The 14,694-nt window shown below is 52.5% G+C and carries 12 protein-coding genes; 10 read left to right on the top strand and 2 right to left on the bottom strand.

The features are described from left to right. Positions 1-213 precede the first annotated feature (213 nt). Entirely contained in the window at positions 214-1,458 is a 1,245-nt protein-coding gene (gene mtr / locus JOE25_RS13955; protein ID WP_209636078.1) for a tryptophan permease, read from the top strand. Positions 1,459-1,586: 128 nt separating this feature from the next. Then, positions 1,587-2,159, top strand: a complete 573-nt coding sequence (gene yeiP, locus JOE25_RS13960) for an elongation factor P-like protein YeiP (protein ID WP_209636080.1) — start codon at positions 1,587-1,589, stop codon at positions 2,157-2,159. Between the two features lie 94 nt (positions 2,160-2,253). On the opposite strand, the gene uxuA is transcribed toward yeiP, so the two are convergent. Next, the gene (gene uxuA, locus JOE25_RS13965) at positions 2,254-3,444 is read right to left on the bottom strand and encodes a mannonate dehydratase (protein ID WP_209636082.1); all 1,191 of its coding nucleotides are present in this window, start codon (positions 3,442-3,444) and stop codon (positions 2,254-2,256) included. A gap of 339 nt (positions 3,445-3,783) precedes the next feature. On the opposite strand from uxuA, the gene JOE25_RS13970 reads away from it, so the two are divergent. Next, positions 3,784-5,265: a fructuronate reductase gene (locus JOE25_RS13970; protein ID WP_209636084.1), complete on the top strand. Its 1,482-nt coding sequence runs from the start codon at positions 3,784-3,786 to the stop codon at positions 5,263-5,265. A 100-nt stretch (positions 5,266-5,365) separates the two neighbouring features. On the opposite strand, the gene JOE25_RS13975 is transcribed toward JOE25_RS13970, so the two are convergent. Further along, complete coding sequence (locus JOE25_RS13975; protein WP_209636085.1) at positions 5,366-5,674, bottom strand: type 1 fimbrial protein; 309 nt, start codon at positions 5,672-5,674, stop codon at positions 5,366-5,368. A gap of 318 nt (positions 5,675-5,992) precedes the next feature. Here JOE25_RS13975 and JOE25_RS13980 point away from each other — a divergent pair, with 318 nt between their 5' ends. The 7 genes from JOE25_RS13980 to JOE25_RS14010 all read left to right on the top strand — a co-directional run bounded on the left by JOE25_RS13980 (position 5,993) and on the right by JOE25_RS14010 (position 14,693). Beyond that, complete coding sequence (locus JOE25_RS13980; RefSeq protein WP_209636086.1) at positions 5,993-6,967, top strand: GTP-binding protein; 975 nt, start codon at positions 5,993-5,995, stop codon at positions 6,965-6,967. A 52-nt stretch (positions 6,968-7,019) separates the two neighbouring features. Continuing rightward, on the top strand, positions 7,020-7,730 hold the full coding sequence (locus tag JOE25_RS13985) for a phosphatase PAP2 family protein (protein ID WP_209636087.1): 711 nt from the start codon (positions 7,020-7,022) through the stop codon (positions 7,728-7,730). A gap of 409 nt (positions 7,731-8,139) precedes the next feature. Continuing rightward, positions 8,140-8,715, top strand: a complete 576-nt coding sequence (gene mepS, locus JOE25_RS13990) for a bifunctional murein DD-endopeptidase/murein LD-carboxypeptidase (RefSeq protein ID WP_037426774.1) — start codon at positions 8,140-8,142, stop codon at positions 8,713-8,715. A gap of 365 nt (positions 8,716-9,080) precedes the next feature. Continuing rightward, positions 9,081-10,667: a cyclic di-GMP phosphodiesterase gene (locus tag JOE25_RS13995; RefSeq protein WP_209636088.1), complete on the top strand. Its 1,587-nt coding sequence runs from the start codon at positions 9,081-9,083 to the stop codon at positions 10,665-10,667. A 90-nt stretch (positions 10,668-10,757) separates the two neighbouring features. Continuing rightward, positions 10,758-12,566, top strand: coding sequence for an extracellular solute-binding protein (locus JOE25_RS14000; RefSeq protein WP_209636089.1), 1,809 nt, complete (start codon positions 10,758-10,760; stop codon positions 12,564-12,566). A gap of 10 nt (positions 12,567-12,576) precedes the next feature. Further along, the gene (locus JOE25_RS14005) at positions 12,577-13,671 is read left to right on the top strand and encodes a microcin C ABC transporter permease YejB (RefSeq protein WP_209636090.1); all 1,095 of its coding nucleotides are present in this window, start codon (positions 12,577-12,579) and stop codon (positions 13,669-13,671) included. Beyond that, entirely contained in the window at positions 13,668-14,693 is a 1,026-nt protein-coding gene (locus JOE25_RS14010; RefSeq protein ID WP_209636092.1) for a microcin C ABC transporter permease, read from the top strand. The genes JOE25_RS14005 and JOE25_RS14010 overlap by 4 nt, the downstream gene beginning before the upstream one ends. Position 14,694 lies beyond the last annotated feature (1 nt).

Raw genomic sequence — 14,694 nt, forward strand, 5'->3', positions numbered from 1 at the left:
CCGGGTTTGCCCATCAATCTTTACACCCCCCTCTTTTAGCCGTTAATTGACTGCCCTCATCCAGGCCCCAAATACGCCCTAAACAGCCCCATTAAGGCAAATTAATGCATGAAACAAGCACATTCACGGCTTTACATGCGTCAGCCACACATGTACCATTAAGCTAGTACAAAAGAACTCACGGCCAACTCAGCCATTCAGGAGCAATCAATAATGTCCGCGGACACCATCCAGAAGCTTTCCCGCCCTTCAGTCCTTGGCGGCGCGATGATCATTGCAGGCACCGCCGTCGGCGCCGGCATGTTCTCCATCCCTATTGTGACTTCTGGCGTGTGGTTTAGCGGCTCTGTCGCGCTGCTGATTTATACCTGGGCCTGTATGCTGATTTCCGGCCTGATGATCCTTGAGGCCGCCCTGCATTACCCAAGCGGCGCCAGCTTCAATACCATTGTTAAAGACCTGCTGGGCAAAAGCTGGAACGCCATTAACGGCCTTTCCATTGCCTTTGTCCTGTATATCCTGACCTACGCCTATATTTCTGCCGGCGGTTCAATCATCGCTCACACGCTGGAAGGTATCATTGGCGTCGGGCAAACCACGGCAGGACTGGTGTTTGCCATCATAGTGGCCTTTATTGTTTGGCTTTCCACGCGTGCGGTAGATCGCCTGAGCACCATTTTGATCGGCGGTATGGTGATCACCTTTGTGATGTCGGTCGGCGATATGTTCACTCATGTACAACCGGCGGTGCTGTTCAACCGTGGAGATGACCAGGCCAGCTATTTGCCATATGCCCTGGCGGCGCTGCCTTATCTGCTGACCTCGTTCGGCTATCACGGCAATGTGCCGGGATTGGTGAAGTATTATCATAAAGACAGCGGTGCCGTGGTGCGCAGCTTGGTGTACGGCACGCTGTTGGCACTGGCGATCTATATCCTGTGGCAGTATGTGATTCAGGGCAATATCGCTCGTGACGCCTTCCGACAGGTGATTGCCGAAGGCGGCAACATCGGCAGCCTGCTCAAACAAATGGGCAACGTGTCCAGCAGCCAGACCGTCGGCCAGCTACTGAGTGCCTTCTCTTATATGGCGCTGGCCAGTTCGTTCCTCGGGGTGTCACTGGGCCTGTTTGACTATCTGGCGGACTTTTTCAAATTCAGCGACGACACCGCTGGACGCACTAAAACCGCGCTCGTCACCTTTGCGCCGCCGACCATTGCCGCGCTGTTGTTCCCGAATGGCTTCCTGTACGCCATCGGTTTCGCCGGGCTGGCTGCCACCGTTTGGGCGGTCATCGTGCCAGCAATGATGGCGCACGCCAGCCGCCGCCGCTTTGCTGATGCGCAATATCGCGCACCCGGCGGTCATGGCATGATCCTGTTCATCATTTTGTTCGGGCTGATCAACGCTGTCGCGCACATATTGGCATTGCTGGGTCTGCTGCCGGTATTCAAGTAACTCCACAGGGGATGGCGCCCGCCATCCCCCTTTCTCTCACTGTTTTTGCTCGATCTACTTGCCTGAAATCAACAGCGCGAGTAACGTGTCGCAACTTCCCAAATACTCTTCATTGCAGGTTATTTTATATGGCAAAGGCTAACGAAATTAAGCGCGGCATGGCGATCAATTACAACGGCAAACTGCTGCTGGTGAGAGACATTGATGTCCAAAGCCCAAGTGCACGAGGTGCCAGCACTTTATACAAAATGCGCTTCTCGGATGTCCGTACCGGGTTGAAGGTTGAAGAACGTTTCAAGGGCGACGATATCCTGGATACCATTAGCCTGTCCCGCCGTAAGGTGAACTTCTCTTATATCGATGGCGAAGAGTACGTCTTCATGGATGACGAGGATTACACCCCGTATATCTTCAAGAAAGACCAGATCGAAGACGAGCTGCTGTTTATTCCTGAAGCCGGTCTGCCAGGCATGCAGGTACTGACGTTGGACGGTCAAGTGTTAGCGTTGGAACTGCCACAAACCGTGGATATGGAAATTGTGGAGACAGCTCCAGGCATCAAAGGCGCATCCGCCAGTGCCCGAAACAAACCGGCCACCATGGCGACCGGTCTGACCATTCAGGTGCCAGAGTACCTCAGCGCCGGTGACAAAATCCGCATTCATATTGCTGAACGTCGCTACATGAGCCGGGCTGAATAAGCTATTGCTTGCCACTTTCCGTCCGGGCAGTGCTCGGGCGAAAATTGGCCGCGCCGATAACGCTTATTCCGGGTTTCGGCGCAGCTTTTCCCCGTTACGGCAACTCAGGGAAGAAGCGGCGTTTGAGCGCCAGTTCGACACCGCGCAGTTCCGCAAGCCCCTTCAAACGGCCAATCGCCGAGTAACCCGGATTGGTTTTTTTCTTTAAATCATCCAGCATCTGATGCCCATGATCGGGACGCATCGGGATTGGTCGCCGATCGCCTGCCTTATGACGCCGCTGTTCTTCGCTCAGAATCGCCTCAATCACCGCCACCATGTCGACATCGCCTTGCAGATGCGCGCCTTCATGGAAGCTTTTCGGGTTTTCCTCACGACAAGTGGCGCGCAGGTGAGTGAAGTGGATACGATCGCCGAAGGTCTTAATCATCCGCACCAAATCATTGTCCGCACGCACACCATAGGAACCAGTACACATAGTAAAGCCGTTATAAAGGCTGTCGACGGTCTGCTTGAACCACTGCATATCGTCAATGGTCGAGACAATGCGCGGTAGACCAAGGATTGGCCGCGGCGGATCGTCTGGATGCACCGCCAGCCGGACCCCGACCTCTTCCGCCACCGGAACGATTGCACGCAGAAACACCGCCATATTTTCGCGCAGTTGCGCTTTGTCGATCCCATCGTACTCCGCCAGACGAGCGCGGAACTGATCGAGCGTATAGCCCTCTTCTGCCCCCGGCAGCCCGGCGATGATATTGCCGGTCAATGTGGCAATCTCCGCAGCGCTCATGGCGGCAAAGCGCTCGGCGGCCTGCGCCTGCTCTTCCGCCGTATAATCCTGATCTGCGCCTGAGCGTTGCAGAATGTGCAGTTCAAAAGCCGCGAAGGCGATTTGATCGAAACGCAGCGCTTTCGAGCCGTCAGGCAACACATATTCCAGATCTGTGCGTGTCCAGTCGAGGATCGGCATAAAGTTGTAGCAAACGGTATCGATGCCGCAGGCCGCCAGGTTACGCAGCGATTGCTGATAATGGGCGATATGTTGCGGGTAATTGCCGCTGTGGGTTTTGATCTCTTCATGCACCGGAATGCTTTCCACCACAGACCACACCAACCCCTTTTCCGCCAGCAGTGCCTGACGTGCCTTGATCTCCTCGATCGGCCACACCTCGCCATTCGGAATATGGTGCAATGCAGTGACGACACCAGTAGCGCCAGCCTGACGGACATCATCAAGAGAGACAGGATCGTTCGGCCCATACCAACGCCATGTTTGTTCCATTATTTATCCTTATAAAAAATCGCCCAATCTTGCAGAAGGGATAAAGATCGCACAGTGTCGACAATCTTGTTATACCAAATTGAAATAGATATCGGTTATCTTTCACCTTACTCTTTCACATCTGTCTGTCAAAAGCGAAACGACGATTGGTTGATCCACTTCACGAATCTGGCTTATTCTCGACTGATACATGTTATTGATACGCTGACAGCCTTACACTGCGTCAGATAACCCGCGTGCGGAAGGGTGAAAAAAACGCCCCTTAGCGCAAAAAAAACTGGTCTGATAACTTTTAAGAAGTTACCTGCCAGCATCTTTTACTCAGCTTTGGAGTTTTGCATGAAGACGATCGCCAACTCACCGCTTCCCGATGCCGTCCAGCAACCGCACTACGCACGCAGCGCATTACAAAGCCGCATGGTGCATATTGGGTTTGGTGCCTTTCACCGCGCCCATCAGGCACTGCTGACCGATCGGGTATTGAATCGTCAGGGGGGCGATTGGGGGATCTGCGAGATCAGTCTGTTTGGCGGCGATGCGTTATTCCAGACGCTGCGTCAGCAAGATCATCTGTATAGCGTGCTGGAGAAAGGTGCGGCTGGCGATCAGGCAATCGTCATCGGCGCTGTGCATGAAAGCGTTCACCGCAAGCTGGAAGGCATAGGCGCCGTCCTGGAAAAACTGGCGGAGCCTCAGGTGGCGATTGTCTCGATGACGATTACCGAGAAAGGCTACTGCATTGAACCAGGCACTGGGCAGTTGGATCTTCAGCATCAAGCGATCCTCGCCGATCTCGCCCATCCCGAGCAGCCCACAACGGTTCCTGGCATTTTGGTAGAGGCGCTACGCCTGCGTCGTGAACGTGGTCTGCCCGCCTTTACCCTGCTTTCTTGCGACAATATTCCAGAAAACGGCCATGTACTACGCAATGCAATAGTCGGATTAGCACAAGTGCGCGACGGCGCTCTGGCCGACTGGATTACCCAACACGCCAGCTTCCCCAGCACCATGGTCGACCGCATTGTTCCAGCCGCTACGCCAGAGACGCTGAATGAAGTGGCTGATGCACTCGGCGGGGTACGCGATGAATGTGCCATCGCCTGTGAACCTTTTATTCAATGGGTGGTGGAAGACAATTTTGTCGCGGGACGCCCCGCGTGGGAACTGGCTGGCGCACAGTTGGTGAACGACGTATTGCCGTTCGAACAAATGAAGCTGCGCATGCTCAATGGCAGCCACTCCTTTTTGGCCTATCTCGGTTATCTGGGAGGCTATCAATATATAAACGACTGCATGGGCGATGAGGCTTATCGCCATGCCGCACATCACCTGATGCTGGCAGAACAGGCGCCAACCCTCAGCGTCAGCGGTATCGATCTGGCAGCCTACGCGACACAGTTAATTGAACGTTACAGCAACCCCGCCTTGCAGCATCGTACCTGGCAAATCGCCATGGACGGTACGCAAAAACTGCCGCAACGTATGTTGGACTCTGTGCGCTGGCATCTGCAGCATGGCAGCAGCTACGCAGGTCTGGCGTTAGGCGTGGCAGCCTGGATGCGCTATGTCGGTGGTGTCGATGATGCCGGCCAACCGATAGATATCCGCGATCCGCTGTCGGCAACGCTCCAGCAGGTCGTCGCCGCAACGCCGGACGATGAACAACGCGTGATCGCCTTGTTGGGGCTAAAAAGTATTTTTGGTGAACAATTGCCAGGTAATGAGGATTTTGTCGCGGCGGTGACTCGCGCTTATCTGTCACTGCGCGATCGTGGCGCACGGGAAACGGTAAAAAACTGGGTGTCGACGCAGCTGGCGTAATATCGCTGGCCGGCAATGGTGCAATAAAGGTTGGGAATCGTTTTTTAACGTACAGAGAAAATGGCCATGCCGGACGGTTCATCCGGCATGGCCGAACGACTTAACGATAAACTACCGTCATTACTGCAAGTTTTTTCTGTTGATCCACCCACCGCATTTCGGTTGTGCCTAAATTCAGTGGAAGCTCTTTGCGTGTATCATCAAATTTTGACAGGGCCTGTTGACCTTGATAGTACTGCCCATTGCGGTAACATTGCGTATTGGCCGTTGAATCGGTGACATTCACCGCGCAGGGGCTTTCCACAATAGAACCGACAAAACGAATAACCCCGCCAGTGGTTCCTGCATGACTTGCTGCCGTCCATGAAAACAATATTCCTACGATCAAAAATAACCGAAAGACATTCATGGCAACCTCATTTTTTTGTTAAGCCAATTTAAACATAGAGGATCTTCTTAAGAATAATCGCAAGGTCAGGGTAATTATTTGGCGGGTAATCGGGCAATTAACAAAGAAAAAACAAGCTACTAACAATCAGTATCCATGGCTAATACATGGTTTTTGCTAAGAATTTTCCGACAAATTATCGTCGATTTGGCCAGTTAAATATCGCATTCTAACCTGCTAAATTTGTGACCTGAAGCAAGCTGGGCAGCCTCTTGTACTCAAGCCAAACAGGTGGCTTATTTATTGATCAGTCGAAATTATTAACATCAGGAATAATACATGACCAAAACTAACCTGATCACCGGTTTCCTCGGCAGTGGTAAAACCACCACCATACGTCATTTATTGGCAAACAAACCGGAACACGAACGCTGGGCCGTGCTGGTAAATGAATTCGGTGAAATCGGTATCGACGGCGCATTGCTGGCAGACAGCGGCGCAGTGTTGAAGGAGATCCCGGGGGGGTGCATGTGTTGCGTTAACGGGCTGCCAATGCAGGTTGGACTCAACATGCTCCTGCAACAAAGCAAACCTGACCGGTTACTGATCGAACCGACCGGCCTCGGTCATCCGAAACAGATTCTGTCATTGCTGACACAAGACAGTTATGCCGGCTGGATTGAACTGCAAGCCACCCTCTGTCTGCTGGACGCACGTCAGCTCAGTGAACCGCGCTACCGCGAAAATGAAAACTTCCGCGATCAACTGGCAGCCGCAGACATTATTCTGGCGAGCAAAAGCGATACTTATCACCCCGAGGATCTGCTGGCCTTGCAACAATGGGCGGCGCAGGATCCCCGGCAACGCCCGCTTTATCCGATCGTACAGGGACAAGCAGATGTTACCTTGCTCGACCAGCCTCGCACAAATCGCACAGAATTACCGGATGCACAACATCATCATAGCCATGCCAAAACGCAAGGCCTGGCCGCACTGCGGTTGCCGGAAACGTCACGCTGGCGCAGAGCACTCAATCAGGGGCAGGGATTTACCAGCTGCGGCTGGATCTTTGATGCCGACACCGTATTCGATACCGTTGGCATTATGGAGTGGATACGCCTGGCCCCCGTTGAACGCGCCAAAGGTGTGGTACGCATTGCTGAAGGCACATTATTGATCAACCGTCAGGGACAAGATCTCAGTATCGAAACACGCCCAGTGGCACCACTGGACAGCCGAATTGAACTCATTCACAACGAGAACGCCGACTGGAACACATTACAAGCCAAGCTGTTTACTATTCGTTTAAGTTGAGATCTTTACCGTTAGCACCCTTTTTATTTATAGACTTACAACAGGTTATGCCATGACTCGCCGCAATTTACCCTTCATCATCTTTTTCAATTTACTGGGCATTGCGCTGTTTCTGTCCTGGTTCCTGCCGGCTAACCACGGTGTTTGGTTTACTGTGGACTCTTCCATTTTCTTCTTTTTCAATCGTCATTTAGCCACTGACTCCAACTTTTTGCATTTGGTGGCCATTACCAATAACCGTGCATTTGACGTAATGTCACTGCTCGCAATGGGGTTGCTGTATCTGTTTTTTTACCTGCAGCAAAATGCCGCAGGCCGTCGCCGTTTATTGATCACCGGCGTTGTTATGCTGTTGACTGCCGTGGTGTTGAACCAGCTTGGGCATTTGCTGCCGGTCAAGCACCCTAGCCCGTCGCTGAGCTTTGAGAATATCAACCGCGTCAGTGAACTGACCGGCATTCCTACCAAAGACGCTTCCAGTGACAGTTTCCCTGGCGATCACGGTATGATGCTGATGATTTTTTCATGCTTCATGCTGCGCTACTTTAATTGCCGGGCATTTATCGTCGCGCTGTTGATCACCCTGGTATTTTCATTACCACGCGTGATGATTGGCGCCCACTGGTTTACGGATATCGCCGTTGGTTCACTGTCTGTCGTGTTGGTTGGTGCCAGCTGGTGTCTGATGACTCCGTTCAGTGATGTATTGATTCAGCGCCTGAACGATATGCTGCCTGGCAAGCACCGCCCATCGCAGCCATAACAAATCGTGATACCCCGCAGGAGGCCGACCGGCCTCCTGATGATTCCCTCACCGTTTTCTGCTTATTTGCACATCATCGCGTTAACGCTTTCGCCGCCTGAATTGACGCAAAACCAGCACAACGAACGATTAGCGTTTTTTATATGAAGATTTACATTATGTTACATCACAAATTCATATAAAAAAGGGCGGAAAAAGGCTCGCAATCCCCAATTCGTTACGGTAATCTCGGATGCGTTTGTGCCTGGTTTAACTCAACTCAGCGTCAAATCGATTAAAAATGTGCGTTCCAGCACGTTTTGAACGGTAAGCGATTGTCGAGTAAACAGCAGCAGACTAGTCTCGTTCCGTTTGGCATTTTTCAGGTAGCGACTTTCGTCGTTAAGGACTTCAAGGGAAAACAACAACAATGGTCAAATCTCAACCGTTTCTGAGATATTTTTTGCGGGTAGTACCTGCAATTGCCGCAGCGGTAATGCTCTCCGCGTGTAGCACGACTCACACTTCGAACTTGAATAACGCACAAACTGAGATGCGTGCAGTTAATGACAAAGATGGTCTTTTACTGCAAGCCTCTCAGGATGAATTCGAAGCAATGGTCCGTAACGTTGACGTTAAGTCAAAAATTATGGACCAGTATGCAGACTGGAAAGGCGTTCGCTACCGTTTAGGTGGTGAAACCAAGCGCGGCATCGATTGCTCAGCGTTTGTACAACGCACCTTCCGTGAACAGTTTGGTATGGATTTACCGCGTTCAACCTATGAACAGGAAGACGTTGGCAAGAAGATCTTGCGTACCAAACTGCGTCCTGGCGATCTGGTGCTGTTCCGCGCCGGCTCTACCGGACGCCATGTCGGCATCTATTTAGGTAACGATCAATTTGTTCATGCCTCGACCAGTAACGGCGTGATGATTTCAAAACTGAGCGATAACTACTGGGATAAACGTTATCGTGAAGGCCGCCGAGTGCTTACCCGCAGTTGACGGTACCAACCTGATTGTCCTGAATACCAAACGAGCGATAGAACGCTGCCTTCGGGCAGCGTTTTTTTTGCCCCGCCTAACCTCGAGACATCATTGCGCTATCAGCGATCGATTCGATTGGCTTTCTGCTGCCCTCCCCTTATTTATTTCGCGATATTATTTTCGGGAAACTGCACCTCAGATGAAAAACTCACCTATTATCGTCAAATGGAGATAATGCCAATAATGCGTTAGTGGGCCATATCGGCCGATTGTCATTCGCGAGATGTGCGATGAATAATGACTGCAAGACCAGCATTGGGATATATTACGCAGTCACTTTATAACAAAAACAGTTTGATACGCCGTGCTCAGGGGGCAGGTTTATGGGCTTGAAAAGGGCATTTGCACGCCATGTCTCGCACAGAAGACGTAGCCTGGCTAAAAGCGGCATTGTAGCCCTGGTGTTTTTTATCCTGTTTATGGCTATTACGCTTTCTTTGATTAGCCACCAGCGTACGCAATATCAACGTGTGGTGGAACAACGCACGCAAGAATTCACTCTCAAAATCTTTAATGAGTTAACGGAAATCATGCAGCAATTGTTGCCGTTAACCGAACAATCCTGTGCAACCAGCCAACCGGATATTACCTACCAAGCAGCTTTCCATTCCGGCGTACGTACTTTTATGCTGGTAAAAAACGGCATTGCCTACTGTTCTTCCGCTACCGGCAACATGACGCTGGCGCTGAAAAGCATCTATCCGGAAATAAACCAACAACAGCCGCTGGACCTCAAACTACAGCAGGGTACGCCATTAGTGCCGGGAAAACCCGCCGTCGCCGTGTGGTTACGCCAACCGGGCAAGGAAGATACCGGTATACTGGCTACGCTGGATATTGGGCTAATGCCCCAACAAATGTTCAGCCCCACCGCCGATCGGGCGACAAGCATTGCCATTATTCTCGGCGATCGCGCCCTCACCAGTTTTAGCCCAAACCTGATGCCGGTTAACCAACTGCCCAACGAGCAGGCCGACCGTATATCCATCGCCGGCACGCCGATGACCATTCTGTTTTATAACCAAAAGCTGACGCCCAACGATATCAGGCTAACCCTTCTGGGTAGCCTGATCCTGTCGGTGATGATCGGTGTGCTGTGCTACTACATGCTGTTGTTGCGCCAAAGTCCAGAACGCGCCCTGATGCGTGGCATCAAGTACAACGAGTTCTTTATCGAGTATCAACCGGTCTTTCATACCAAAACCGGCGCCATTGGTGGCCTGGAAGCGTTGATCCGCTGGCAACACCCCATCGAAGGGCGTATACCGCCAGATTTATTTATCCCCTATGCCGAAAGCGAAGGGCTGATAGTGCCACTGACACGCCACCTGTTCCGCCTGATTGCCGAAGACGCCCCTAAACTGGCAACGGCTTTGCCGCAGGGGGCAAAACTCGGGTTGAACATCTCCCCTTCACATCTCAGTGCGCCCTCTTTCCATCACGATGTGTATGAACTGCTGGCCCAATTACCGTGCAACTATTTTACGCTGGTCTTTGAAATTACCGAGCGCGGTATGGTGGAAGAAGACAGTGCGTTGACAGAGTTCGACTGGCTGCACCAGCAGGGGATTGAAATCGCTATTGATGATTTTGGTACCGGCCACAGTGCACTGATTTATCTGGAGCGATTTAGCATGGATTACCTGAAAATCGATCGCGGCTTCGTTAACTCGATCGGTCGGGATACCGTCACGGCACCCGTTCTGGACGCGGTCATTTCACTGGCCAAAAAATTGAAGATGCAAACCGTGGCGGAAGGGGTTGAAACAGCCGAACAAGTGTACTTCCTGCAGGAGCACGACGTTAACTTTATGCAGGGGTATTATTACAGCAAACCCTTGAGCATCGATAACTTCATGGCGTATTGCAATGCCCATCCCGTATTTGACTATCAGGCACTCAAGGCGTGAGTTCTCTCATGTATTTACCCTGCTGCGTGGCAAAAAATGGCCTGCCGGCCGCAGGTTTAACTGACTTTACAGCAGGAGCTTACCGTTAAGATGTCCATACGCGTTTTTGCTGCCCTGGTGCTCTCGGCACTGAGCCTTGGCCTGCAGGCTGAACCCCTCAATGAAAGCTATGCTTTCGCCCAGCTCGGTGAGCCGAAATACGCCACTGACTTCAGCCATTATGACTACGTCAACCCGGCGGCACCGAAGGGAGGCGATGTGCGCCTGGCAGCCATCGGGACCTACGATAATTTTAACCGCTATGCCCCACGCGGCGTTCCCGGCGAACGGACCGACGCGCTGTATGACACGCTGTTCACCACCTCAGACGATGAAATCGGCAGTTACTATCCGCTGATTGCCGAATCTGCTCGCTTCCCTGCGGATATGCGCTGGGTAGAGCTGGATATTAATGCCCGCGCCCGTTTCCACGACGGCAGCCCCATTACCGCCGCCGACGTGGCTTTCACGTTTAATAAGTTTATGACCGAAGGCGTACCGCAATTTCGCGTGCTGTATAAAGGCATTACGGTCAAGGCGATCTCACGTCTGACAGTGCGTATAGAATTCCCTCAGCCGGATAAAGACAAACTGCTCGGGCTGTTCAGCCTCCCCATTTTGCCGCAAAGCTTTTGGAAAGATCATAAGCTGAATGAACCGCTGAACACGCCGCCACTCAGCAGCGGCCCCTATAAGATCGCCAGCTATCGGCTTGGCCAATACATTACCTACCAACGCGTGCGCGATTACTGGGCCGCCAATCTGCCGGTCAACCGCGGCCGCTTTAATTTCGACAGCATTCGTTACGACTACTACCTCGACGACAAAGTCGCGCTGGAAGCCTTCAAGGCCGGTGCCTATGACTTCCGTATTGAAGGTTCGCCAAAAAGCTGGGCCACGCAGTATCAGGGCGGCAATTTCGCCCGTAACTACATCATCAAACAAGATGAAACCAACCAGGCGGCGCAAAATACGCGCTGGCTGGCCTTCAATATGAGACGCCCGCTGTTCGCCGATCCTCGGGTGCGGGAAGCACTCACGTTGGCTTTCGACTTTGATTGGATGAATAAGGCGCTGTATTACAACGCCTATCAACGGACTAACAGCTATTTCCAAAACACACCATACGCGGCCAGTGGTTACCCAGACGCGGCTGAACTGGCGCTGTTGGCCCCGCTGAAGGGCAAAGTACCGGCTGAAGTGTTCACCAGTATTTACCAGCCGCCGACCTCTGACGGCAGCGGCAACGATCGCCAAAACCTGCTTAAGGCCACTCAGTTGTTAAAGCTGGCCGGTTGGGAAGTGAAAAACCAACAATTGGTGAACAGCAAAACCGGCAAACCGTTCACCTTTGAGTTGATGCTGCTGAGCGGTAGCAACTTCCAGTACGTATTACCGCTTCAGCACAACCTGAAACGGTTGGGCATTGATATGCAGATCCGTGAGATCGACATATCTCAATTCACCAAACGCATGCGCGACGGCGATTTCGATATGATGCCAACGGTCTATATGGCAATGCCGTTCCCCAGTACCAGCCTCCTGACACTTTGGGACTCCAAATATATTGATTCCAGTTGGAACACTTCGGGTGTCACCGATCCGGCGGTCGACAGCCTGGTCAGGCAGATCGCCGCACATCAGGGCGATGAAAAAGCCCTGCTGCCACTTGGCCGGGCGCTGGATCGGGTACTGACCTGGAATAGATATATGTTGCCGATGTGGTATTCCAATCACGACCGTTATGCTTATTGGGACAAATTCTCTACGCCGCCAATTCGCCCTGCCTACGTGATCGGTTTCGACAACTGGTGGTTTGACGTTAACAAGGCGGCCCGTTTACCGGCCCAACAGCAATAAGGAGTCTGCGATGGCGGCTTATCTGATTCGCAGATTGTTGCTGATTATCCCCACGCTGTGGGCGATCATCACCATTAACTTTTTCATCGTGCAAATCGCCCCTGGCGGGCCGGTCGATCAGGCCATTGCTGCCATTGAAATGGGCCAAAGCAGCGGTTTCGGCGGCGGTGGCGCCGGTGAAAAACTGGGCCATGCACGCATCGGTGTCGGCAGCGCGACGGATAGCCAGTACCGCGGCTCGCGCGGCCTGGATCCGGAGGTTATCGCCGAGATCACCAAACGTTATGGCTTCGACAAACCCTTGCACGAGCGCTATTTCACCATGCTGTGGAACTACATGCGCTTTGACTTTGGTGACAGCCTGTTTCGCGGTGCGTCAGTAATGCAGCTGATTGGCCATAGCCTGCCTGTCTCTATTACGCTGGGGTTGTGGAGCACGCTGATTATCTATTTGGTGTCGATACCGCTGGGTATCCGCAAAGCCGTCAATAACGGCAGCGCCTTTGATACCTGGAGTAGCACCCTGATTATCATCGGTTATGCTATTCCTGCTTTCCTGTTCGCCATTCTGATGATCGTGCTGTTCGCCGGCGGCAGCTACCTCGATTGGTTCCCACTTCGCGGTCTGGTTTCCAGCAACTTCGATACCCTGCCGTGGTACGGCAAAATAACCGATTACCTGTGGCATATCACACTGCCGGTGTTGGCGACGGTGATTGGCGGTTTCGCCACGCTCACGATGCTGACCAAGAATTCGTTTCTCGATGAAATCCGCAAACAGTACGTGGTGACTGCACGCGCCAAAGGGCTCGACGAGAAGAAAATCCTTTACCGACACGTGTTCCGAAACGCGATGCTGCTGGTTATCGCAGGCTTCCCGGCGACCTTTGTCAGCATGTTCTTCACCGGTTCATTGTTGATCGAGGTGATGTTCTCGCTCAATGGGCTGGGGTTACTGGGTTACGACGCCACCCTGCAACGGGATTATCCCGTCATGTTCGGCACGTTGTATATCTTCACCCTGATTGGCCTGCTCTTGAATATCCTCAGCGACATCACCTATACCCTGGTCGATCCGCGCATTGATTTCGAGGCACGCCAATGAACCGTCTAAGCCCGATAAATCAGGCCCGCTGGGCGCGTTTTCGCAGTAATCGTCGTGGCTATTGGTCACTGTGGATTTTTTTGGTGCTGTTTACTCTCAGCTTAGGTGCCAACCTGCTTGCCAACGACAGACCCTTGCTCGTCCGTTACGAAGGCCATGTGTATTTTCCGTTCATCTTTGACTACAGCGAGACCACCTTCGGCGGAGAACTGCATACCACTACCGATTACCAGGATCCGTTCGTAAAGCAACAGATAGACAACCACGGATGGGCCGTTTGGCCGCCAATTCGCTTCAGTTACGACACCATCAACTTCGCTACTGACGTGCCCTTCCCCTCGGCCCCTTCACGCCATAACCTGTTGGGCACCGACAGTAACGGCAGTGACGTGCTGGCCCGCGTACTGTATGGCTTTCGTATATCAATGCTGTTTGGGCTCGCGCTAACGCTATTCTCCAGCGTGATTGGTGTCTGTGTGGGCGCGATGCAAGGCTATTACGGCGGCCGCGTTGATCTGTGGGGCCAACGCTTTATTGAGGTGTGGTCAGGCATGCCGACGCTGTTTTTGATCATCCTGCTGTCGAGCATCGTACAGCCCAATTTCTGGTGGTTGCTCGGTATTACCATTTTATTTGGCTGGATGAGCCTGGTGGGTGTGGTACGCGCCGAATTCCTGCGCACCCGCAACTACGATTATATCCGCGCCGCGCGTGCCATGGGGGTAAAAGACAGGGTCATTATGTATCGCCATATGCTGCCCAATGCGATGGTGGCCATGTTGACCTTTTTACCCTTTATCCTGTGCGGCTCAATCACCACCCTGACCTCTCTCGATTTTCTTGGTTTCGGTCTGCCAATCGGCTCACCTTCATTGGGTGAGCTGTTGCTGCAAGGAAAGAACAATCTTCAGGCACCCTGGCTCGGCATCACCGCATTCCTGGTGCTGGCAGTACTGCTGTCTCTTCTCATTTTTATCGGCGAAGCGGTTCGCGACGCCTTTGACCCCAGCAAGGCGCATTGAT

The organism is Serratia sp. PL17 (genome assembly GCF_017832355.1).
Taxonomy (GTDB): Bacteria; Pseudomonadota; Gammaproteobacteria; order Enterobacterales; family Enterobacteriaceae; genus Serratia.